This window comes from Companilactobacillus ginsenosidimutans (genome assembly GCF_001050475.1).
Lineage (GTDB): Bacteria > Bacillota > Bacilli > Lactobacillales > Lactobacillaceae > Companilactobacillus > Companilactobacillus ginsenosidimutans.
In genome coordinates, this window is the sequence record NZ_CP012034.1 from 667,930 (window position 1) to 689,905 (window position 21,976).

The window sequence follows — 21,976 nt, forward strand, 5'->3', positions numbered from 1 at the left end:
GCTCCTTAATATCGTTTTTTGTATGAATTGATTTCATTCAAAAAGTATAAATAATTATCGTATCTACTCTTCATAATCTTACCAGAATCAACCATCTCTTTAACTTTACAACCTGGTTCATTAACGTGTCGGCAACCTCTAAATTGACACTCAGAACTATATTTAACAAATTCAGGGAAAAGAGTTGGTAACTCATCTTTATCAATATCAATTAGTTCAAGTGATGAAAATCCTGGTGTATCAGCAACTAAACCGCCTGAAATTTCAAATAGTGAAACTTGTCTAGTTGTATGTTTACCACGATTCAAAGTTTGTGAGATTGCCGCTGTGGCAATTGCTAGTTCCGGATCGATATGGTTCAAAAGTGTTGACTTACCAGCACCAGATTGTCCAGTGAATACTGTGACCTTATCCGCAAAGTGCTCTTGTAATCTTTGAACTTGTTGTGGATTGTAGTTGTCTTTGTCATCAAAAATGACATAGTCAGCTTCATAGTATCCTTCCAACTGCTCACTTATTTTCGCATAAGCATCTTCATCAATCATGTCCGTTTTAGTGAGATAAATTAATGGTTCGATATCATTGTGCTCAATATTCACTAAGATTTTATCAAGTAAATTACTTGAAAACTTTGGCTCAACAGCAGACGTCACGACGATTGCTTGATCGACATTTGCAATTGGTGGTCTCACCAAACTGTTATTTCTAGGCAAAAGTTCCAAGATGTAGCCCAAATCACCACTATCATCATAGGCAACCATGTCTCCAACAATCGGCTTAATGCCCCGTTTTCTGAAATTACCTCTTGCTCTTGTACGAACTAATTTTTCACTTTCATTATCAATAACGTCATAGAAACCACTTATTGATTTAATAATTCTTCCGTGTTTGATCATTGGATTCTACCCACTAACTGAACCACTTAAGATTGTTGAATTATTGCTTTCAACAGTGTAGTTCCCTGTCTGTCCATCTTTGACGTTAAAACTCAATGTTACTGGTGTGTCTTGAGAAATACTCATAGTTCTGTAAGGTGACGAAATATTATGGTTTGCATCCCCGAGATAAATGGTTACTTTATTCGGAGACCCAGTGCCATCATTTGAATATGGAATTGTAATATTTCTTGTTACGGTTTTGGTACCTGAATTACTATTATTATTATTTGAATCATTGTCCTTCGAATTGTCCGAAGGATCCGAACCTTTTGACATTGTGACTGAAAGTGTTGCACCGTTATTAATCACACTATTTGCAGAAGGGTTTTGACTAATCAAAATACCTTCATCAATAGAATCAGAATAAGCGTATGAAACATCAAGTGTCACATCAATTTCTTTGGCATAATCTTGGATACTCTTCAAGTTATAACCAGTTAAATCTCTTACACGAGTAACTTTCTTCTTCGCTGTTTGTGGTTTTGCCAGTGTCAACGTCAAGGTCTTCTTCTTGGCAATGACACGATCACCAACAGCAATGCTTTGTTTCAAAATTGTTCCGGTTGTGTAATTATTATTTGCTGAATATTTAAGTTTCACCTTAAATCCACGCTTATCAAGATTGTCTTGAACATCATCATATTGTTTCCCAACCAAGTTTGGCATCTTATAGTACGTTGCCCCTATACTAACAACTAAATTGACATCAGCATTATTTTTTAGCTTTAATCCCTTGTTTGGAATAGATCTAATAACATGCCCCGCTTCAACATCATCATCATTTTCTTTAGAAACATTTCCTACTTGTAAATTTGAACCCTTTAACATTACTTTAGCTTGCTTGAGTGTCAAATTACTCAGATCTGGAACGGTTGTCTCTTGATTCCCTTTAACTATCATAAAAATCATAAAGAACAGGGCTATGGCGGCAATAATCGATCCAATGATTATGTTGCGGGGTTTATGATTCTTCTTCACCGGCTCTTTAGAGCGTTGTTGAGTCTTATCTGGATGAATTGGTGTCATTACACGTGTTGCATCCAAATCGTTGCCAGCCATTGGATTAGGTACAAATTTAGGCTCATTGGCTCTTTCTGGAAGCAGAACAGTTTTAAGGTCTTGATACATATCCTTTACGGACTGATAACGTTGTTTCGCATCCTTTGCTGTTGCTTTTAAAACAACATTTTCTAAGGATTGAGGAATATTGGGATCTATTTTTTGTAAATCCGGAATCTCCTCTTGAGAATGCTTCATTGCAACAGCTACAGCGGTATCACCCTTAAACGGTACAGTTTTAGCTAACAATTCAAATAAAATAATTCCCAACGCATAAATATCGGAAAGTTCAGTTGCTGAACCCCCACGAATTTGCTCGGGCGACATATAGTGTACTGAACCCAGCAGCGAATTGGTCCTAGTAATAGAACGATCACTTAAGGCAAGTGCAATACCAAAGTCAGATACTTTAACTTGAATTGGATGCTTTGAATCATCAACCAAAATATTTTCTGGTTTTAAATCTCTGTGAATAATTCCATGAGCATGAGCCTCGGCAACCGCAGAACAGATTTGTTCCATGATTGAAACGACTTCATGATATGGAATCGGAAAATTGTCACGAATATATTTTTTTAAATTGGGTCCATGAACGTACTCAATAATAATGTACTGATTACCATTATCATTACAAACGTCCAAGACATTAACGATATTAGGATGTGACAGAGTCCCAGTAGCCTTTGCCTCACGTTCAAATCTTCTTTTAACTGATTCATCATCTTGTAAATCATAACGTAAAGCTTTAACGGCTACCTTCTCGTTTGTCTTAGTGTCATTCGCCAAATAAACATTGGCCATTCCACCTTCACCAAGAGTTCGAATAATCTCATAACGATTTCCAACTAGGTAACCTTTATCCATCTACTTTTTACCTCCGTCTTCCGGAGCAAAAAGTAGCGCAGTGATATTGTCACGACCACCTGCTTCATTAGCTTTGTCAATTAAAATATGACATTTTGCATCTAAGCTAATATCGCGAGATAGTACATCAGCTATGCTTGCTTCGCTAACCATATTTGTTAATCCATCAGAACAGAGTAATACGATTGCATCCTCAAACAAGTCGAAATTCTTGATCCGTGGTTGCACGGTTTGAGAAACCCCTAATGTTTGAGTAATGATATTTTTTTGAGGATGGTTTTCAGCTTCCTCCGGACTAATTTGTCCAGTTTCCACCAATTCGTGAACAAGTGAATGATCCACACTTAATTGTTCCAGTTTGCCTCCACGATAAATATAACAACGAGAGTCACCAACATTTACAACTATCATTTGATCCTTGGTAAAAAAGACACCAACCATAGTTGTACCCATCCCATTCAAATCATCAAATTGATTTGAAACGGAAATGATTCGGTCATTTTCTTTGCTTATTTCTTTTAAGACCCACTCACGTAAGTCATCAGCATCGGCAATCCTTGTTTCTTCAAAGGTGTGTCCCAAATGAGAAACTGCCATATCTGAGGCAACGTCCCCACCTCGATGGCCACCCATTCCATCGGCAACAATTCCAAAAATCACACCATTTTGATTTTTAAAAACATTCACATAGTCTTGGTTATTTTCCCTAAGTTTTCCGACATCTGTCAGCAATGCATAATCCATATATATTGACCTTACCTCATTATTTTTTTCTTCTAAAGGCGGCAACGAAAAATCCGTCTGTGAAATAATCGTCTGGCAATAATTTTAGAATTCCATCATGGACATTTTTATCCAATCTAGAATCGTGTTTAACTGGTACAACTTCAAAATTATCATTATCTTGTAAAAATTTCATTACAACATCTTCATTTTCTTCAGCATCAAATGTACAAGTACTAAATACAATCGTTCCATTTGGTTTCACCAAATCAGTCAGACTGTTGAGAATTTGCAATTGAATTTTTTGAAGGTCCAGAAGATCCTCTGGCTTTCTGAAATATCTAAGTTCAGGTTTACGTCTAATTAAACCTAGTCCTGAACAAGGAGCATCAACCAGAATCTTGTCAAAACTATCAGGCTCAAAAGCATCTTTTGCTTTTCGAGCATCTAATGCCTTTGTCTTGATTATATCTTGATAACCCATCCTATGGCTATTTTCTTGAATCAATCTAGTCTTAGGTTTATGAATATCTAATGCTGTAACTGAACCGTCCTTCAAAAAACTGGCAATATGAGTAGTCTTACCACCAGGAGCAGCACAACTATCAAGAACTTCATCGTTAGGTTGTAGGTCCATTGCTGGTGCGACCATCATTGAACTTTCATCCTGAATAGTAAATAGTCCATCTCTAAATTCTTCGGTATCAACTAAATTTCCATGACGACAAATTAGACCCACTTCAGAAATTTTACTAGGGTGCATTTCAAAACCTTGTTTGGAAAGTTTTTCTGAAACTTCATCCACTGTCGCCTTATTAGTATTTACTCGGATCGATATATCTGAAGCTTGATTAATTGATTCCAAAACCTTAACAGTTTTGTTTACACCTTGTTGTTTGATCAACAAGTCTACCAACCACTCAGGCATACTGTATCTTAAGCTCAATGAATGCGTAGAATTACCCTTTGGCATATCTTGGAAACCATGACGCTGATAATTTCTTAAAACAGCATTTACAAAGTTTCCCACACCATCATTTTTTCCATTAGCTTTGGCAATTTCAACAGATTCATTGAAAATGGCATGTTCAGGAACCTTATCCAAATATTGCATTTGATAAATGGCCGTCATTAATAAAATTTCAACCCATTGATCAACTTGTTTGTCCTTAATATAAGGTTTGAGTTGATATTCCAAAACATATTTATGTTGTAAAACTCCATAAACAATATTTGTCATTAGACGTGAATCTGCATCTGACAGATCCGAACGTTTCAAAACATTATTTATTTCAATGTTGGAATAGGCTCCATTTTTTAATACTCTAATTAAAACTTCTACGGCTAACGCGCGGGAATTATTCATTAATGTCGACCACTGTTTGTCCTTCTGTTAAATTTTTACCAATTCCATTTAAGTAATTGGCGACATCCATAATTTTTTTACCGGCAGGTTGAATTTTCAAAATTGATAATCCGTTTCCATCACCAGCGGCAATAACAAGTTTTTTACGTGTTACCTCTACAACAGTCCCAGGCTTTACATCATTATCAAGTTTAACTACAGAGCTCTTGTAAAGCTTTGTGCGCTTACCATCAATATTTACCCATGCACCAGGTTCTGGACTGAGAGCTCGAATATGATTAAAAATTTGTTCAGCGGATTGACTAAAATCAAGATGCTCTTGTTCTTTACTTATATTTGGTGAAAAGACAACTTTTGATTCATCCTGTTTCAACGGATTAATATCATTACTCAAAATATTAGGAATAGTTTCAAGTAATAAATCACGACCAACGACAGCTAATTTTTCAAAAAGTGATCCATTATCATCATCTGGTTCAATTTGGAGAGTTGCTTGACTGATAACATCCCCTGCATCCATGCCTTTAATCATATACATAATTGAAATACCAGTCTCTTTATCACCATTAAGAAGTGACCATTGGATTGGTGCTCCTCCACGATACTTAGGAAGTAATGATCCGTGTACATTAATCGCGGCAACCTTAGCTGATTCTAAAAATGAATTTGGCAGAAATTGCCCATATGCAGCGGTGATGATTAAATCAGCATGAATTTTTTTCAATACTTCAATCTCATCACTACCTGGAAGTTTTGCAGGTTGATAAACTTCAATATTCTGATCCCTTGCTAAAACTTTAACTGGACTCTCTTGCAATTTTTGCTTTCTACCCACAGGTTTGTCTGGTTGAGTTACTACCGCAGCGACATCATAATCAGCTGCTAATAAACCTTTCAAAACTGTTGCAGAGAACTCGGGTGTACCTAGAAAAATAACACTTGTCATATAACTACCTCCGTTAATCTATATGTTGTGGTTCATTGTCTATTGCTATTGTAAAACCTTTTTTTGTCTCAGCTTGAGTATCTGACAAAATTTCTAAAAGTTTTTGATGCAAATTTGGCTCTTGCTTATATTTTACAATAATTTGATAAAAATATTTGTTTTGTTTTCGTGAAATCATGGTTGGACTAGGTCCTAATAAAACCGAATTATCTGATAACACGCTTTGTAATTGTTTCTTTAACCAATAACTTTGTTTTAACGCTTGACCTTCATCTTGGTGCGAAACACTAATTAGTGTTGTGAAATAGTATGGAGTATAACCTGATTGATGTCTCAAATACATTTCTTGTTTAAAAAATGTCTCATAGTCCTGTTTGGCAGCATCTTTAATTGCATAGTGATCAGGATTATAAGTCTGGATGATGACATGTCCTTCTTTATCAGCTCTTCCTGCGCGACCACTAACTTGTGTCAGCAACTGAAAAGTCCTTTCACTGGCACGATAATCAGAGATACTTAGAGTCGTATCAGCATTAACGACCCCAACAAGAGTCACATCTGGAAAATCCAAACCTTTTGCAATCATCTGTGTTCCCAACAAAATATCAGCTTCATGATTACCAAATTTTTCAATGATGGCTGCGTGTGCACCCTTCTTACGAGTGGTGTCAACGTCCATTCTTAAAACCCGAGCATCAGGAAATTGTTCATTTAACTGTTTTTCAATATTTTCAGTTCCGGTACCATAAAAACCAATTTTCTTACTCTTACAATTTGGACAAACGTGTGGAACTGGTTCTTCATGACCACAATAATGGCACTTCATTCGACCAAGATTTTTGTGATAAGTCAATGAAACATCACAATTTGGGCATTTAAGAACAAATCCACACTCACGGCACATGATAAATGACGAGTAACCACGACGATTTAACAAAACAATTGCTTGTTCTTTTCGTTTCAAAACTCTCCATAAATTATCTTGCAGCAAAGGCGAAAAGTCACCCTTTACGGCGGAATTCTCCGAATTTCTCATATCAACAATCTGAACATGAGGCAATGGATGATCATTTATTCGTTTGGTCATATTTATCATCTGATAAACACCTTTTTCAGCCCGCGCTCTTGACTCAAGACTTGGAGTAGCACTACCTAGAACTAAAGGACATTTATGAAACTTTGCTCGCCAGGTTGCTACATCCCTAGCATGATATCTGGGATTATCATCTTGCTTATAACTACCCTCATGTTCCTCATCAATAATGATGACACCAATATTTTTCAAGGGAGCGAATACGGCACTTCTTGCGCCAACAACCACCTTCGCAACTCCATCTTCAATTCGAGTCCACTCATCGTAACGCTCACCACTAGAAAGACCACTATGAAGAACCGCAACTTGGTTACCAAATCTACCAATAACACGATTAACCATCTGAGGAGTCAACGAAATTTCAGGAACCAGCATCAATGCCGTCTCATCCTGAGCAATGGCTCTAGAAATAGTTTGTAAATAGACTTCAGTCTTACCACTACCAGTAACTCCCTCAATTAAGAAAGTTTTATCCTGATGATTGTCTATTGAGTCATTAATTGTACTTACAGCCTGGCTTTGTTCATCAGTTAGGACCGGAGCGTTAGTTTGTTCTGGATGAATGCCAACTGGAGTTCGCCTTTTAGTTATCTCAATAAATTTTAAAATATTATTTTTCTCAGCCGTCTTTAACGTTGGACGAGTAATATTGAATTTCTTCTCAATTTCACTGGATTCAATTGGGAGTTCATCATGATGTACAATTAAAAAATCATATAGTTTAAGTTGAGCTTTCGCGTTACTTCTTAGTTGAGACTTTTTTTCAGATATTTCATTAACATTTAAATCAGTCGTAATTGCCTGACGAGTTAATGAGTTAGCTTGATTTTCAACCACATATTCAATATTAATTTTATTTTGTCTCTTTAATTGTGCAATCTCTTTTATTTTTTCATCTGTTGTATCGTTAGTTAACTCAACAAATAAATGATTTTGCAATAATGCTTGGACTTGTGAATCATCTTCGAAACCTGGAGCAGCTTCAATAAACTGTTTATATTTAGCTCTCATAACATTAGGTAACATAGTCTGTAGACACGATATTTGGAATGAATATGTCCTATCTGCAAGCCAATAAGATAAATCTATCATTTCTTTCGAAAGGACCGGTTTTACATCAATGACCCGAATTATCGGTTTCAGTTTCCCAGAAAAATCACTGGAGTCTTTTACTTCCATTACAAATCCTTGAATTTTTCTTTTTCCTCGACCAAAACCAACCTCAACTCGAACACCAGGCACTACAACATCATTCAGAGCCTCAGGTATTTCGTACTCAAACGGACGGTTGGTCTGCATTGTGGGGACATCAACAATTACTGCAGCAACTGACATTTTACTACCTACCTTCCATTAATAAAAAAACCTTCACAATCATCTACTAGACAATCCGTGAAGGAATAATGTTAATTTGCTTCGTTTTTCTGATCTTCCAATTTTTTAGCATCTTTTTCGAGAAGAATTGAATCTGGATCAATTTCAATTTTACCATCGGCAATTTCTTCAAATGCTTTTCCGATAGTTCTTGGTGACTCATAGTGATTTAATAACTCGATGTCACCAGCTTCTAGTTCGTGAGCTCTTTTAGCAGCTAAAACTGCAAGTGAATATCTTGAATCAACTCTGTCTAAGAGTTTATCGATTGATGGATAACTAATCATATTAATCTTCTCCTATTATTTTTCTATATTTATCAATTACTCGAGGCACACTTAAGTGTTCGCTTCTTATTATACCTTCAATTTTCTTAACTGCGTTAGGTATTTTATCATTTACGACAGCATAATCATAGTTGGACATCATTGCAATTTCTTTTTTAGCCTGTTCCATGCGCTTGTCAATTGTCTTCTTATCATCGGTCCCACGGTGAGTAATACGACGTCTCAAACTGGGAAGATCAGGTGGTGTTAAGAAAATAAAGACGCCATTAGGCATTTTTTCTCGAACTTGCATTGCACCATTGACTTCAATTTCAAGTAAAACATCTGTACCAGCTTCAAGTTTTTGATTTACATACTTTAGCGGAGTCCCGTAATAATGATCAACATATTTGGCATATTCCAACATGCCGTCATTCTTTATTTCATCTTCAAATTCTTCATTTGTTCTGAAATAATAATCCACTCCGTCTTCTTCCCCTGGACGCATATCTCTAGTGGTCATTGACACTGAGTAATCAAATCTAATTGATGATTTTTCTAACATTGCCTTTCTGACGGTTCCTTTACCCACGCCAGATGGGCCAGATAATACAATTAACATTCCTTTAGCTGACATTAACTATCCCTACTATTCTAAATATATATTGTTATCTATCTTGCAATAGAATTGTATTCATTTCAAGGCTTTGAGCGCATAACAAAACAAATTAATTAAGAATCTTTAAAGTTATCTTGTTTACTCGAACAAATGTTCGTATACTGTAAATACAAACAAACGTTCGGGGGAATCAAAATGCAACTTCAAACTCATATCAACAGAAATCAATTCACAAAGAACATTATTCAAACTACTACTGACTTTATCGATCGTACATTTGACATTAACTTCGGTGACAAGAATCCATCCAACCTCATGCAAATGCCAATCAATCAAATTAGCCTTTTTGCTCAACAAAGCCTACGAAACAAATATTTAGTTGTAGTAACTATGTTAAACGAAGAGCAGTTTCAAGGCAAGTTAATCAAGTCCGTAAATGACAATAAATACATTATGAAAATCACAACTGGTTTTTACAAAATTGTCGAACTTAATCAAGTAAAATCAATTAACCAATCTCAATCACTCTAATTTTTCCTGCTCACCTTGCGCTAATTCCAATAGTTCTTTTGCATGTTCACGTGTTAAATCAGTAATTTTAGTACCTGCCAACATCAATGAAATAGCTTCAATTCTTTCTTGACTGTCCAATAACGAAACTTCTGTTTCGGTTTTATTATTGGCGGTCTTTTTTGTTATCTGAAATTGTTGGTCACTCATAGCTGCCACCTGTGGCAGATGAGAAATACAAAGAACTTGTAAAGATTGAGCCACTCGATAGATTTTATCACCAATAGATTGAGCGACACGACCACTAACACCAGTATCAATCTCATCGAAAACAATGGTCTCAACATTCATTTTCTCTGCAATGATGGATTCAAATGCTAGAATCACACGAGAAAGTTCACCACCCGATGCAACTTTGACTAACGGTTTATAGTCTTCACCAATGTTTGTTTTTAGTGTAAATCGAATCTGATCAATTCCTTTGGCAGTCATACTGTCGGCTGAAAGTACGCTGAAATCGACGTCAAATCGAGCATTTTTCATGTACAGATCTTTCAACTCGTGGTTGATTGATTTTATTAAAGATTTTGCTGTAACATGACGTTCCTTAGATATTTTCTCAACCATGTCCATTAATTGTGATTGTTGAGCATCAATTTGTTTTTTAAGATTCTCTTCTGAGGAATCATCCATATCAATTTTTGAAAGTTCATCATGAGCATCAATTCCAAATTGAATTACCTCATCAAGAGTAGGTCCATACTTCTTTTTCAAATTGTCTAAAACTATTAATCTTTTTTGAATGTTATCCAAACGATTTTCATCAAAATCCAATCCATCAATCTCATCCGAGATAGTTGCCATATCATCCTGAACTTGATAATATGCGCCATCGATTGACTCATATAGTTCTTGATACGCTGAATCAAACTCTTTAATGGCATCCAACTGCTGACGTACATTTCCTAAAGCATCAACAACTCCAGAATTATTCTCAGATAATATTTCATAACTTGCTTGAAGAGACGAACTGATTTTTTCGAAATTTTCAAGATGATTCTTCTCTTCTTCCAGAGAATCATCTTCCCCTGGTTCTAGTTGGGCACTGTCAATTTCTTCAATCTGAAACTTAAGCATATCTATACGTTGGGCAATGTTCTGGGAATCCTTTTGAATCATTCGTAAACGACTTTTTTTGGCTTGGAAATCTTGATATTTAATTTGATAATCAGCTAATAATGACACAAATTCATCACTAGCATACCTGTCTAAAATATCTATGTGATTGTCTTCATCCAATAATTCTTGTGACTGATTTTGACCATGTATTTCAACGAGAAAACGTCCAACTTCTTTTAATACATTGGTCTTAACCAATTCGTTATTCAATCGACAAACATTTCTACCTTTTCGATTGATCTCACGTTTAATAATGATGGTGTTGTCTTCGTGTTTTATGCCATACTTGTCCAAAATGACAAAAACAGGACTATTTTTTGAAACTTCAAATAATCCCTGCACAGTTAAACTATTTTGACCTGTACGAACAAAGTCAATTGATGATCTACTCCCTACTAAAAGTCCCAATGCATCAATGATAATTGATTTACCAGCACCTGTTTCACCAGTTAAAGTTGTCATCCCACTTTTAAAATCTAATTGAAGCTGACTAATGATAGCAAAATTATTGATAATAAGTTTTTTTAACATTGAATCACCTGTTACTTATTCAGATTTGCGTACGCTGCTTCCATTGTTTGGTCGATTGAAACATTTTCCTCAATCTTACCTTCTTGTTTTGGATCAATAGGTTTTTGAATATGCATTAAAAATTCAATATTACCCTCTCCACCCTTAATGGGTGAATAATCCAATCCGGTAACATCAAATCCAGCATTTGCTGCAAAGTTAAGAATTTTATCCAAAACCATTTTATGAACCTTATGATCTCTAACAATTCCGTGTTTACCAACATTTTCTGGACCTGCTTCAAACTGGGGTTTGATTAAACAAACTGCATCTGATCCCGGAATGATAATGTTAAACATTGGAGGCAAGATCAATTCTAGAGAAATAAAAGAAACGTCGGTCATGGCAAATTGAGGGAGTCCATCGTGAAAGTCTTCAGGTTTGCTATATCTAAAGTTAACTCTCTCCATAACAACAACACGATCATCACTTCTCAATTTCCAAGCTAATTGATTGTAACCAACATCAAGTGCATAAACTAATTTTGCACCATTTTGTAAGGCAACATCAGTAAACCCACCAGTGGACGAGCCAATATCTAGGCAAGTCTTGTCAGCCAAATCAATATCAAATGATTTGACCGCCTTCTCCAGTTTGTATCCACCACGACTTACATATTTACTATGGGCACCTTCGACAACATGAAAAATAGTTTCAGGATCAACTTTTTCTCCCGCCTTGTCGAAACGCAAATTATCTTGGTTATATACCTCACCAGCCATGACTGAACGCTTAGCTTGTTCACGTGACTCAAATAAATTTTGTTCTACTAAGAGAACATCAACACGTTTTTTGGCCAATTTTATCTCCTATTTTCTAAAATAATCTAAAAAGCTTACCAATAAGTTTTTATCAAACTTATTTTCTTTTAATACTGCATTAAGTGCATCTTTAACCAAATTACGCAACTTTTCTTCAGTTGCTTCTTTACCAATTAAATTAGGGAAAGTATTTTTGTGTGCATCTTCCCCATCATCAGCATCATCAAGGTCATCTTTAAGTTGAAATGCTAAACCAACTTTTTCAGCGTACATTACCAATTCTTTAGATATCCTATGATCAGCACTTGAAGCACCAATTGTAATAGCGGCCGAAATCAAGTCAGCTGTCTTTTGTTTGTGCAACTGCGTCAATTCCTCTTCAGTGAGTTTTCGGTCCTCTTTAGTTATATCTGTCATTTGACCAGCGACCATACCCATTGGACCGGCATTATGTGCGAGAATTCGAACAGCAGCCATACGTTTACTGGTATCTAACTCGGATTTCGCGATCCAATAAAATGCTTGTGTTAATAATCCATCACCAGCCAAAACTGCAGGACCAGTACCGAATTTTTTGTGATTGGTTAATTCACCACGACGGTAATCATCATTATCCATCTCTGGCAAATCATCATGAATCAACGAATAAGTGTGAATCAGTTCAATTGCACCAGCGATATCAAAATACTTTGGAAGGTCATCGTATTTTACACCAGATGAATAAGCTGTTGCCAGCATTAGCATGGGTCGAACACGCTTCCCACCGGAATCAAGTGAATACAGTATTGAATCACGTAAAATAGGTTGTTTAATTTCTTTTGTTATTTTCTCGGTTAGAAATTCATTGAACTCAGGTAGTAGTTTCTCATGAAATTCTGTAAAGCTTTTAATATCCAAAACTATTTAGCATCCTCATTGTTATTTTCTTTAAATGTCGATTCACTACCATCTTTCGACATGATCTTGGTTACCGTAGTTTCAGCATCAGCAAGTGTTTTCTCCAGGTTTTTACTCAACGTAACACCTGTTTTGAATTTTTCCATTGCTTCTTCTAGAGGTACATTACCAGCTTCAAGGTCGGTAACAATTTTTTCTAAATCTGCTAAATTATCTTCAAAACTTTTCTTTTTTTCAGCCATCATTTTCCTCGCTAATATTCTTCGTAACGACCTCAACAGTTCCGTTAAGGACTCTTAAATTTAACTTCTCATCCACTTTATAATCACTAGCTTGTTTCAAAAGCTTACCAGATGCATCTGTCGCAATCGCATATCCACGACTAAGTGTCTTCAACGGACTCAATGAATCTAGTGCAGCAACTTGCTTACTATAATAATTACGTTGAGTATTGATTAATCTGTTTACCTTCAACGTCATTGTTTGAACATCGTTTGATAAACGTGTGTTGTACTTATTAATTTGATCACGTGGTGAAACAGAAACTAATTGATTTTCAGAATTCCAGAGTTGCTCCTTCATTCTATTCAAGTGATTCGTCGTCACCTGCATCAACCTTGTTTTGTAATTATCAACTTTTTGCAAGTAAACTTCATATATTCTTTCTGGATGTTGTAAAAATACATTTTCAGAATAATTTTTCACTTGCTTTCGATAATCATCAAGAAGCTTGTTCTGAGCAACCAACATCCGCGCATTCAAATCCTGTATGTATTGCAGGATATCACGTAAAACTGGTGTTGCTAATTCAGCAGCAGCAGTTGGAGTTGCAGCTCGTAGATCAGCCACTAGATCAGCAATTGTTGTATCGGTTTCATGACCGACAGATGAAATAACCGGAATCTTACTATTCACGATTACTTCAGCAACAATTTCCTCGTTAAATGGCCATAGATCTTCGATTGATCCACCACCACGACCGATAATTATCGTATCGAAATCACCAATGTCATTAATTTGTTTCAATCTCTCCACAATTGTTGCTGCAGCAGAATCACCTTGCACTTGTGCAGGGAATAAAACTAACTGAACAATTGGAAATCTTCTCGAAACAGTCGTCATAATATCATGAATAACTGCTCCAGATTCACTAGTAACAATAGCAATTTTTTTTGGAAACTGTGGAATTGGTTTCTTAGGCATATCAAAAACACCTAGCTTTTGAAGTTTTTTCTTCAATTGCTCAAATGCTAAATATAGTGCACCTAACCCGTCTGGCTCCATTGACTCTACATATATCTGATATGCACCAGTTTGTTCATACAGCGAAATCCTGCCCTTAACTCGGACCTTCATTCCTTCTTCAGGTTTGAACTTAACTTTGCTAAAGGCGGATTTGAACATTATTGCGGAAATCTTAGCTTTATCATCTTTCAAAGAAAAATATTGATGTGCATTAGGACGCAGCCTAAAGTTAGAAATTTCGCCAGTCAAATAAACGTGGCCCAAATATGGGTCCACGTCAAATTTTCTTTTGATATATTGTGTTAAAGCAGTAACCGTCAAATATTGTTCTGAATTATCCATTTGCCCTTTCCTCTGCGAGCTCAATCACTTGATCCATCAAGGCTGTTATAGTCATAGGCCCTACACCGCCAGGTACAGGAGTCATCATTGCAGCAGTATCTTGAACGTCATCAAAATCTACATCGCCACAAAGCTTACCATTTTCGTCTCTATCCATACCAACATCAACAACAATGGCGCCATCTTTGACATAATCTTTATTTACAAACTTTGCACGACCAATTGCGACTACTAATACATCGGCCGTTTTAGCAAGTTCTTTCAAATTTTTAGTATGAGAATGAGCAACAGTGACAGTTGCATTTTTAGCTAACATCATTGCAGCGACTGGTTTACCAACAATATTACTTCTACCAATGATAACTACATTCTTACCATCTAAATCAACATCATAGAAATCAAGCATCATTAAAATACCTGCAGCAGTAGCTGGCTTTGTTTGAGGCTCACCAATCCACAAATGACCAACATTATCAGGAGCAAAACCATCAACATCCTTCTTAGGATCAATAGCATTGATTACTCGATCTTCATCGATATGATCAGGTAATGGCAACTGAACTAAAAATCCATCAATAGCTGGATCATTATTCAGCTCTTCAATTTTTTTCAAAAGGGTGTCTTCAGTAACATCAGCATCAAACTTAATGAGATCTGATCTCATTCCCAGCTTTTCAGCACGACGTTGTTTATTTCTTACGTATACGGCACTGGCACTATTATCGCCTACCAAAACAACAGCAATACCAGGAGTTATACCTTTTTCTTCAAGCGTAGCTACACGTTGGCTCATTTTTTCATCAAGAGCTCCAGCTACTTTTTTTCCATCTAATTTAATCATATTTTTTACCCAAAAAGGCTGGTACATTGTACCAGCCTACCCTTCAACAAAGTTAGATAAGATACCATTAACAAATGACTTTGAGTCCTTGTCGCCAAAATCTCCGGCAAGCTCAATTGCTTCATCAATAGCAACTTTTTTTGGAACTTCTAAACTATTTTGCATTTCAAATAGTCCCATACGAAGTATGGCACGATCAATTCTAGACAAACGGGCAATTGTCCATTTGTCCTTTAATTGTTTTGAAATTTCTGAATCAATTTCACTCTCTTTTTCAAGAGTTCCCGAAACAAGAAAAGTTAAATAATCTGGGACTACCATATCCGGCTTATCAGCCAATTCTAATGTTGACTTGATAGCTGTCTCAGCATCATCTTTTGTTGTATCTATGGAAAAAAGTGATTGTACTGCTAATTCTCTGATTTCGTGTCTGTTTATAGTCACTAGTATTATTCCTTTTTGTCCGTTGTTACTCGTTCAACATCACCATTTGGTTTCTTAGCAATGAGTCCGACAACATGCACATTAATTTGTGATAGATTAATATCTGTCATGAATTTAAGCTGTTCAATAGCTGATCTTTGAATTTCTAAGGATACCTTAGGAATTGAAACACCGTATTCAAGATAAACAAATACATCAGCAGTAACATTGTCGTCTTCGAAGGCAACGTCTACACCTTTTCCATGATTCATTCTACCAAATAATGAATTAATGCGATTAGATATTGTACCGCGCATTTCATAAACACCCTCAACTTGGCTTGTAGCAATGCCAAGAAGGATTTCTATGACTTGATGAGAGATTTCAACGTTTCCGTTAACTCTTCCATCATCATGTAATGTTACGTATTTTTGATCAGCCATAAACTTTATCTCCAATAACTAGAATTAATTTGCACGTGAAATGTATGTACCATCTTGTGTGTTGATTGTTAATTTGTCCCCTTCTTTAACGAAGAAAGGAACTTGAACAACTAATCCAGTTTCCATAGTTGCTGGTTTTGAACCACCTGATTGCGTATCACCCTTGATACCAGCTTCTGTGGCTGTAACTTCAAGATCAACTGTATTAGGAACATCGACACCTAGTGTTTCACCACCGTACATCATGATGTTGACTTCCATATTTTCTTTAAGATACTTAAGTTCATCTTTGATTTGCTCTGCAGGAATTGTCAATTGTTCATATGTTGTAGTATCCATGAAAACATGATTGTCACCATCTGCATAAAGATATTGCATTTTTTTATTTTCAATTGTTGCTTTTTCAACTTTAGCTGTTGATCTAAAAGTCATTTCTTGAACAGCACCAGTTCTAAGGTTCTTTAACTTTGAACGAACAAAGGCACTACCCTTACCTGGCTTAACGTGTTGGAACTCAATGACACGCCAAATGCCGTCTTTTACTTCAATTGTCAAACCGTTCTTAAATTCATTTACTGAAATTGACATATTTATCTCCTCAATCTTTAATGGTTAAATTACACGTTCCCTTTATTTTACCAATACTAATAGCTTTATGGCAATATTATGTGAGTGTTTATAAAAAAAAAGAGGACCATGTCCTCTTTTACGGTATATCTTAGTATACTGAAACTTTTTTCTTGTCTTTGCCAAGTCTTTCAAACTTAACAACACCGTCTGTAAGAGCGAACAATGTATCGTCGCCACCACGTCCAACATTAGCACCAGGGTGAATCTTTGTACCACGTTGTCTGTAAATGATAGCTCCGGCTGTAATAGCTTGTCCATCAGCACGTTTTGCGCCTAATCTACGACCAGCTGAGTTACGACCGTTAGTTGTTGAACCTCCACCTTTATGGTGAGAGAAAAATTGTAAATTCATTTTAAGCATGAAGTTTACCTCCTATTTAAAATTCAATTGTATTTTTTTGTGACATAACTTTTATATTATCAGGGTAACTACCTTCAATATCTTTCAATATTTCAAATAGATTATCAAGTAATAACGCTGTATCATGCGAAACAGCTTGAGTTACTCGGCAGCCAAGATGACCACCATTGACCTCATCTAATACAATTTGAGGTTGGATCTTTGTAAGCTTCTCCAGATTGTTGATGGTTCCAATTGTCACGGCCGATACCGCAGCACAAACCAAATCTTGACCATAAGGCCCTGAATCAGCATGTCCTAATATCAGAAATGAATCAATTCTTGCATCGCTATTCCGATGAAAACTTGCCCTAATCATAATTATTAACCCTTGATAGCGTCAATAGTTACTTTAGTATAAGGTTGGCGGTGACCAGTCTTTTTGTGTGAGTGCTTCTTAGGTTTGTATTTGTAAGTAACGACTTTCTTTTCCTTACCTTGTTTCTCAACTTTACCTGTAACTGAAGCTCCTTTAACTACTGGATCTCCCACTTTGATGTTATCTCCGTCAGAAACTAAGATTACATCGTCAAATGTAACTGTGTCTCCTGCTTGAACATCAAGTTTTTCAATAAAGATTGAATCTTTTTCTTCAACCTTATATTGCTTACCACCTGTTTTGATTACTGCGTACATATATGTATGCTCCCTTCTAAGACTCGCCAGTTAGGTGCCAAAAGGCTTAAACCTAATATTGAGCGGTTGTAGATGCAATAGTGATTGCAACTAATAAAATATATCAAAGATTAATATATTTTTCAACTGTTTTCAGCTTTTTTGGCTTGTTTATTCTTTCTTTCAGAAACTGGCAAAATCTTTCCCTGATTAATGCACAGCCAAATTAAGGCAATAAACCCAACAATACTAATTCCAATCGATGCTTTAGCAACGGTTGAATAATGATAACTAACTTCAATTTGATTTTGACCAGGTTTAGTTTTGATTTGAACCGTTCCACGGTCTGAAACTGTATAGGGAGCTGTCTCATTATTAATTGAAACATTGACTCCTTTATATACCAATACAGGTAAATCTATTGTTGATGATTCCACATTGTAGTACTTGGCAATGAATGAACTAGTTGTCACTCTCGCATGTAATTTAGTGCGTTTGCCATCTACAATTGCCACATGCTGTCTAATCTTAAGTTTATGTGGCAAGCTTCGTTGAGGATAATAATCAACTTGTGTAAATTCATGCACGTAACCACTACTGTTGTGAGTAGTCAATTTTGAAACAGGTTTGACTAGCGTAATCTGATGGTTAAGTCGATCTCCACTAGCATAAACTTGTGAACCACAGCCAACTAAAACAAGTAACATCACAGCCAATTTTAACAACGGTGAACGTTTATCCACTAACTTTGTGAGAATATGACTCATATAAATAGCAGCAAAGAATACAAATAGGTTCAGGAATCTCCATGGGAACTGAAGATAATTAAAAAATGTATCCTGTAGATTTTCCCACGGAATAATTGATGTTGAAAGAATTAAAGCAAGTAACATTTCAATACCAACAAGTTTATACGCCAACTTATCTTTCCAAATGAAAATGACTACGAATATGACTGCCAAAATCATAATTATCCCAAACGAATAATTTCGAAGATCGGTACTTGTTGCCAGTTGAAACATTTTAACCGGGTCTTTTGCCGATGATGCTAAATCTAATAGTCCAGGTCGATTTACTGGAATATATTTTTGTTGTTGGAACATCGGCAAAGTGAACCCTAATGTCGTTATACCAACAAATATAATCGATTCAATTCCACTCAAAAGTAAGTGATACCAATAATTCCAGCTGTGAGATACTTTTGAAAATAATATTAAAAACACTAGTGGAATCATTATTATAACTGTGGTAAAAGCAGTCAGCGGGTGTGTCAGAACGATCAAGCTGAAACTAAGTGCAAATAGTGGCCACTTTGAGAATTTTCCAGATAACAACTCTGAAAACTCATAGAACAACATCGGAACAAATATATAGCAAATATATTCAGCTACTCCGGCACGATAAAACACACTTGCCATTCTGAAAAATGCCAATGTATAAATAATTGAGAACAAAAATGATTGTAAAGTATTACTAGAAAATTTCTTCATGAAATAATACGAACTAACAAAAGTTAGAAATGTCACTAAAGTTAAACTAATCAAGAATCCCGTCACAGGGTTCCCCGCAAGTTGGAAAATAAAATATCCTGGGAGAATTGTCAGCCACGGATAAAATTCGCTTGTCATATTACCCACATGTCCCCAATATTGGAAATTCACAGGCGAAGAAACAATATTACCTAAACTGCTCACACGATTCATGTGAAATAAAATATCATAACTATCCATCAAGCGAATATACCCATGAGGTGCAAACAACCAAGTATATAAAACACTTAAAATAATGTATATTATTGCTAAAATAACGGTTCTAGAGGTTCGCTTTTTCATCTTCTTTTCACCCTCTTCATAAGGAAAAACTGTATAAAAAAAGGACTAAGGCAAATAATGAATTGTCTTAATCCACTTTGAATTCAAAATTAAGCAACAATTGAAGTTGCTGCGAGTGGAACTACTGATAAAAATATAAATACTGCACTAAAAAGAGATAATGTAAATCTTCCCCTTTGAGTGTTAATACGAGCAAACAATCTTGTGATGATATATAAAGCAATGATTAATATTACTCCAGCAATTATACCAACGATGTCGTCTATTTTTCCAATCTTTGTAAGAATAGCAAAAAACAAATCAACAATTATAAATGCTATTGTAAATACGTACGAATACTTTCTTTTCAAGTACCCCACCTCGAAAATTCCATAAAATATACTGCAACTATTTAATTATACACATTTCAGATACATATTAAAATTATTTTTTGCACATTGCAATACAATTTCATTAAATAAAAATTAATATCACAAATAATTTCTAAAAAGTTACCAAATATTGTTTTTCTGGTCAATTTTATTGATATTTATTTTGAATATTTCGAAGTTTTTTAGGGTTTTGCATAATTATTTTTATAATTCCTTGCTTTAATACCTTATTACTGTTTATAATCTTTTCATTAGCATGTATAGGGGAGTAATTATGGTTTTAACAGAAGCACAGAAAAGAGCCAACGAAAAATGGCATCGGAAAAACAGAAAACGAGCCAACTATATTGCGATGAGGTCATCTGCTCGTAGTTTTATCAGAAAAAAGTCTACAATAACTGACCTGGATGAACTTGAAAAGATCATCAAAAACCGTAGAAATGAATTAGATAACTAAAATTTATGCGCAAATCCATCTGGATCTGCGTTTTTTTATTGTCATTTTTATATATAGTTAAATAATTATCTTATCAAGATGTAAAATGAATATGATATTAAATATTAATAGGAGGTGTCATATTTTGGAAATTGCAAATTTAGTTGTCTTAATAATTCTTACTGTAGTGGTTATGTCAGGTACAATTCTCATACCTATCCCACTCTACCGTCTTTTGAAATATGTAAAACAGTCTAACCGGCCATTTTTCACCATAACTAAAACTCTGGACGGAAAACTGGCAATTCAAAATACTGGAAAAACTGAATCAAAAATAGTAGACATATTTTTAAGCCCAGAATCAAAGTACTTCGAAGCATTAAATGATATCTCCTTTGCACCAGGCCAAGCAATCAATATTGCTATTCCTAATGAAGAGAAGCAAAGTAAGTCCCTTGAAATAAAGTATTTTGACACACGTAATCAGAAGCTTTATGATCAAAAATTTTCACTGCAAAATTTATAAACGAGATGATTCCGCATGAATGATAACAAAGATAATTTACCAAAATGGGATAAATCCCAAATTGAAGCTCAAAAGAAAATCAATAAACGTATGGCTTATAGAACTGCAGGAGCGCTAGTTATCACCCTAGCCATAATCATTATTGCAATCGTAGTATCGTTCGCATCATGTGACCGCAATTCAATTCCACAAAAGCCAGCAAGTAACGCTTCAATTTCGAAAATACAAACTTACGAGCAAGCTAAATTTGCCGATAACAATGCATCGTCAATCGATACAATAACCAAATCGAATCAATCAAAAATTTTGATTGTTAAAGTTGATAACGTCGATGCTTCAACTAACAGCAGTTCATCAAATTCATTTAGTCAATTAGCTGACGAGTTATTATCAGTTGGTTCCTACGATGCTGCTAAAAATGGAGTTATTTTCTACGGATCTGATCCGTACAAAAACGAGCAAGGACAACAAGTTGAGCAAACTTCTTTTGCTGTCTATTTTAAGCAAGATTCAATCAGCTCCTTAAATAGTGGTTATTCAGATTATATTTCAAATGGTAATTACGATTCACTATTTAAAAATGCTGATGCTTATTACCTTCGTAATCAATTTATTACCGGAAATAAAACACTTTCCAAGTTACCTGCAACCAAATCAACAGAAATTATAGAAAAGTCATTAGCACTTACTAATCAGCAATAATTGTA

At 35.4% G+C, this 21,976-nt stretch carries 26 protein-coding genes and 1 other annotated feature; of the genes, 4 read left to right on the forward strand and 22 right to left on the reverse strand.

The window, feature by feature from the left end:
* Positions 1-5: 5 nt before the first annotated feature.
* The 8 genes from rsgA to gmk all read right to left on the reverse strand — a co-directional run bounded on the left by rsgA (position 6) and on the right by gmk (position 9,266).
* On the reverse strand, positions 6-893 hold the full coding sequence (gene rsgA / locus ABM34_RS03435; RefSeq protein ID WP_157023355.1) for a ribosome small subunit-dependent GTPase A: 888 nt from the start codon (positions 891-893) through the stop codon (positions 6-8).
* A 9-nt stretch (positions 894-902) separates the two neighbouring features.
* Positions 903-2,861: a Stk1 family PASTA domain-containing Ser/Thr kinase gene (gene pknB / locus ABM34_RS03440; RefSeq protein WP_048703413.1), complete on the reverse strand. Its 1,959-nt coding sequence runs from the start codon at positions 2,859-2,861 to the stop codon at positions 903-905.
* Positions 2,862-3,605, reverse strand: coding sequence for a Stp1/IreP family PP2C-type Ser/Thr phosphatase (locus ABM34_RS03445; RefSeq protein ID WP_048703415.1), 744 nt, complete (start codon positions 3,603-3,605; stop codon positions 2,862-2,864).
* Positions 3,606-3,624: 19 nt separating this feature from the next.
* Positions 3,625-4,950: a 16S rRNA (cytosine(967)-C(5))-methyltransferase RsmB gene (rsmB, locus tag ABM34_RS03450; RefSeq protein ID WP_048703416.1), complete on the reverse strand. Its 1,326-nt coding sequence runs from the start codon at positions 4,948-4,950 to the stop codon at positions 3,625-3,627.
* A complete protein-coding gene (gene fmt / locus ABM34_RS03455) occupies positions 4,943-5,896 on the reverse strand; it encodes a methionyl-tRNA formyltransferase (protein WP_048703418.1) in 954 nt (317 codons plus the stop codon). The genes rsmB and fmt overlap by 8 nt, the downstream gene beginning before the upstream one ends.
* A gap of 13 nt (positions 5,897-5,909) precedes the next feature.
* On the reverse strand, positions 5,910-8,324 hold the full coding sequence (priA, locus tag ABM34_RS03460) for a primosomal protein N' (protein WP_048703420.1): 2,415 nt from the start codon (positions 8,322-8,324) through the stop codon (positions 5,910-5,912).
* Between the two features lie 71 nt (positions 8,325-8,395).
* Positions 8,396-8,650: a DNA-directed RNA polymerase subunit omega gene (gene rpoZ / locus ABM34_RS03465; RefSeq protein ID WP_048703422.1), complete on the reverse strand. Its 255-nt coding sequence runs from the start codon at positions 8,648-8,650 to the stop codon at positions 8,396-8,398.
* A 1-nt stretch (position 8,651) separates the two neighbouring features.
* Positions 8,652-9,266, reverse strand: coding sequence for a guanylate kinase (gene gmk / locus ABM34_RS03470; protein ID WP_048703423.1), 615 nt, complete (start codon positions 9,264-9,266; stop codon positions 8,652-8,654).
* A gap of 177 nt (positions 9,267-9,443) precedes the next feature.
* Here gmk and ABM34_RS03475 point away from each other — a divergent pair, with 177 nt between their 5' ends.
* Complete coding sequence (locus tag ABM34_RS03475; RefSeq protein WP_048703425.1) at positions 9,444-9,779, forward strand: hypothetical protein; 336 nt, start codon at positions 9,444-9,446, stop codon at positions 9,777-9,779.
* Here ABM34_RS03475 and recN read toward each other — a convergent pair.
* From recN to ABM34_RS03545, 14 genes are all read right to left on the reverse strand, one after another.
* Complete coding sequence (gene recN, locus ABM34_RS03480) at positions 9,771-11,468, reverse strand: DNA repair protein RecN (RefSeq protein ID WP_048703427.1); 1,698 nt, start codon at positions 11,466-11,468, stop codon at positions 9,771-9,773. The genes ABM34_RS03475 and recN overlap by 9 nt on opposite strands.
* 11 nt (positions 11,469-11,479) lie before the next feature.
* Positions 11,480-12,307, reverse strand: coding sequence for a TlyA family RNA methyltransferase (locus tag ABM34_RS03485; RefSeq protein ID WP_048703429.1), 828 nt, complete (start codon positions 12,305-12,307; stop codon positions 11,480-11,482).
* A 9-nt stretch (positions 12,308-12,316) separates the two neighbouring features.
* Positions 12,317-13,165 carry a polyprenyl synthetase family protein gene (locus ABM34_RS03490; protein ID WP_048703431.1) on the reverse strand — a complete coding sequence of 283 codons (849 nt, stop codon included), beginning with the start codon at positions 13,163-13,165 and terminating at the stop codon, positions 12,317-12,319.
* A gap of 2 nt (positions 13,166-13,167) precedes the next feature.
* A complete protein-coding gene (locus ABM34_RS03495; protein WP_048703433.1) occupies positions 13,168-13,407 on the reverse strand; it encodes an exodeoxyribonuclease VII small subunit in 240 nt (79 codons plus the stop codon).
* A complete protein-coding gene (gene xseA, locus ABM34_RS03500) occupies positions 13,400-14,752 on the reverse strand; it encodes an exodeoxyribonuclease VII large subunit (protein ID WP_048703435.1) in 1,353 nt (450 codons plus the stop codon). Before xseA ends, ABM34_RS03495 begins: the two co-directional genes overlap by 8 nt.
* Entirely contained in the window at positions 14,745-15,593 is an 849-nt protein-coding gene (locus ABM34_RS03505) for a bifunctional 5,10-methylenetetrahydrofolate dehydrogenase/5,10-methenyltetrahydrofolate cyclohydrolase (RefSeq protein WP_048706340.1), read from the reverse strand. Before ABM34_RS03505 ends, xseA begins: the two co-directional genes overlap by 8 nt.
* 36 nt (positions 15,594-15,629) lie before the next feature.
* Entirely contained in the window at positions 15,630-16,037 is a 408-nt protein-coding gene (gene nusB / locus ABM34_RS03510) for a transcription antitermination factor NusB (protein ID WP_064505395.1), read from the reverse strand.
* Positions 16,038-16,042: 5 nt separating this feature from the next.
* The gene (locus ABM34_RS03515; protein ID WP_048703439.1) at positions 16,043-16,459 is read right to left on the reverse strand and encodes an Asp23/Gls24 family envelope stress response protein; all 417 of its coding nucleotides are present in this window, start codon (positions 16,457-16,459) and stop codon (positions 16,043-16,045) included.
* A gap of 24 nt (positions 16,460-16,483) precedes the next feature.
* Positions 16,484-17,047 (reverse strand): elongation factor P, encoded by a 564-nt coding sequence (efp, locus tag ABM34_RS03520; RefSeq protein ID WP_048703441.1) that lies wholly within the window; start codon positions 17,045-17,047, stop codon positions 16,484-16,486.
* 130 nt (positions 17,048-17,177) lie between these two features.
* A complete protein-coding gene (rpmA, locus tag ABM34_RS03525) occupies positions 17,178-17,450 on the reverse strand; it encodes a 50S ribosomal protein L27 (RefSeq protein WP_048703443.1) in 273 nt (90 codons plus the stop codon).
* Positions 17,451-17,466: 16 nt separating this feature from the next.
* Positions 17,467-17,808, reverse strand: coding sequence for a ribosomal-processing cysteine protease Prp (locus ABM34_RS03530; protein WP_048703444.1), 342 nt, complete (start codon positions 17,806-17,808; stop codon positions 17,467-17,469).
* Between the two features lie 5 nt (positions 17,809-17,813).
* Positions 17,814-18,125, reverse strand: a complete 312-nt coding sequence (gene rplU / locus ABM34_RS03535) for a 50S ribosomal protein L21 (RefSeq protein ID WP_048703446.1) — start codon at positions 18,123-18,125, stop codon at positions 17,814-17,816.
* Between the two features lie 9 nt (positions 18,126-18,134).
* Positions 18,135-18,203 (reverse strand) — a sequence feature (ribosomal protein L21 leader region).
* A 44-nt stretch (positions 18,204-18,247) separates the two neighbouring features.
* A complete protein-coding gene (locus tag ABM34_RS03540) occupies positions 18,248-19,936 on the reverse strand; it encodes a glycosyltransferase family protein (RefSeq protein WP_048703448.1) in 1,689 nt (562 codons plus the stop codon).
* Between the two features lie 89 nt (positions 19,937-20,025).
* Entirely contained in the window at positions 20,026-20,286 is a 261-nt protein-coding gene (locus ABM34_RS03545) for a hypothetical protein (RefSeq protein ID WP_048703450.1), read from the reverse strand.
* A 295-nt stretch (positions 20,287-20,581) separates the two neighbouring features.
* On the opposite strand from ABM34_RS03545, the gene ABM34_RS03550 reads away from it, so the two are divergent.
* From ABM34_RS03550 to ABM34_RS03560, 3 genes are all read left to right on the forward strand, one after another.
* On the forward strand, positions 20,582-20,764 hold the full coding sequence (locus tag ABM34_RS03550) for a hypothetical protein (protein WP_048703451.1): 183 nt from the start codon (positions 20,582-20,584) through the stop codon (positions 20,762-20,764).
* A 124-nt stretch (positions 20,765-20,888) separates the two neighbouring features.
* Positions 20,889-21,269, forward strand: a complete 381-nt coding sequence (locus ABM34_RS03555; protein WP_048703454.1) for a hypothetical protein — start codon at positions 20,889-20,891, stop codon at positions 21,267-21,269.
* A gap of 15 nt (positions 21,270-21,284) precedes the next feature.
* Complete coding sequence (locus ABM34_RS03560; protein ID WP_048703456.1) at positions 21,285-21,971, forward strand: hypothetical protein; 687 nt, start codon at positions 21,285-21,287, stop codon at positions 21,969-21,971.
* The last annotated feature ends 5 nt before the right edge of the window (positions 21,972-21,976 follow it).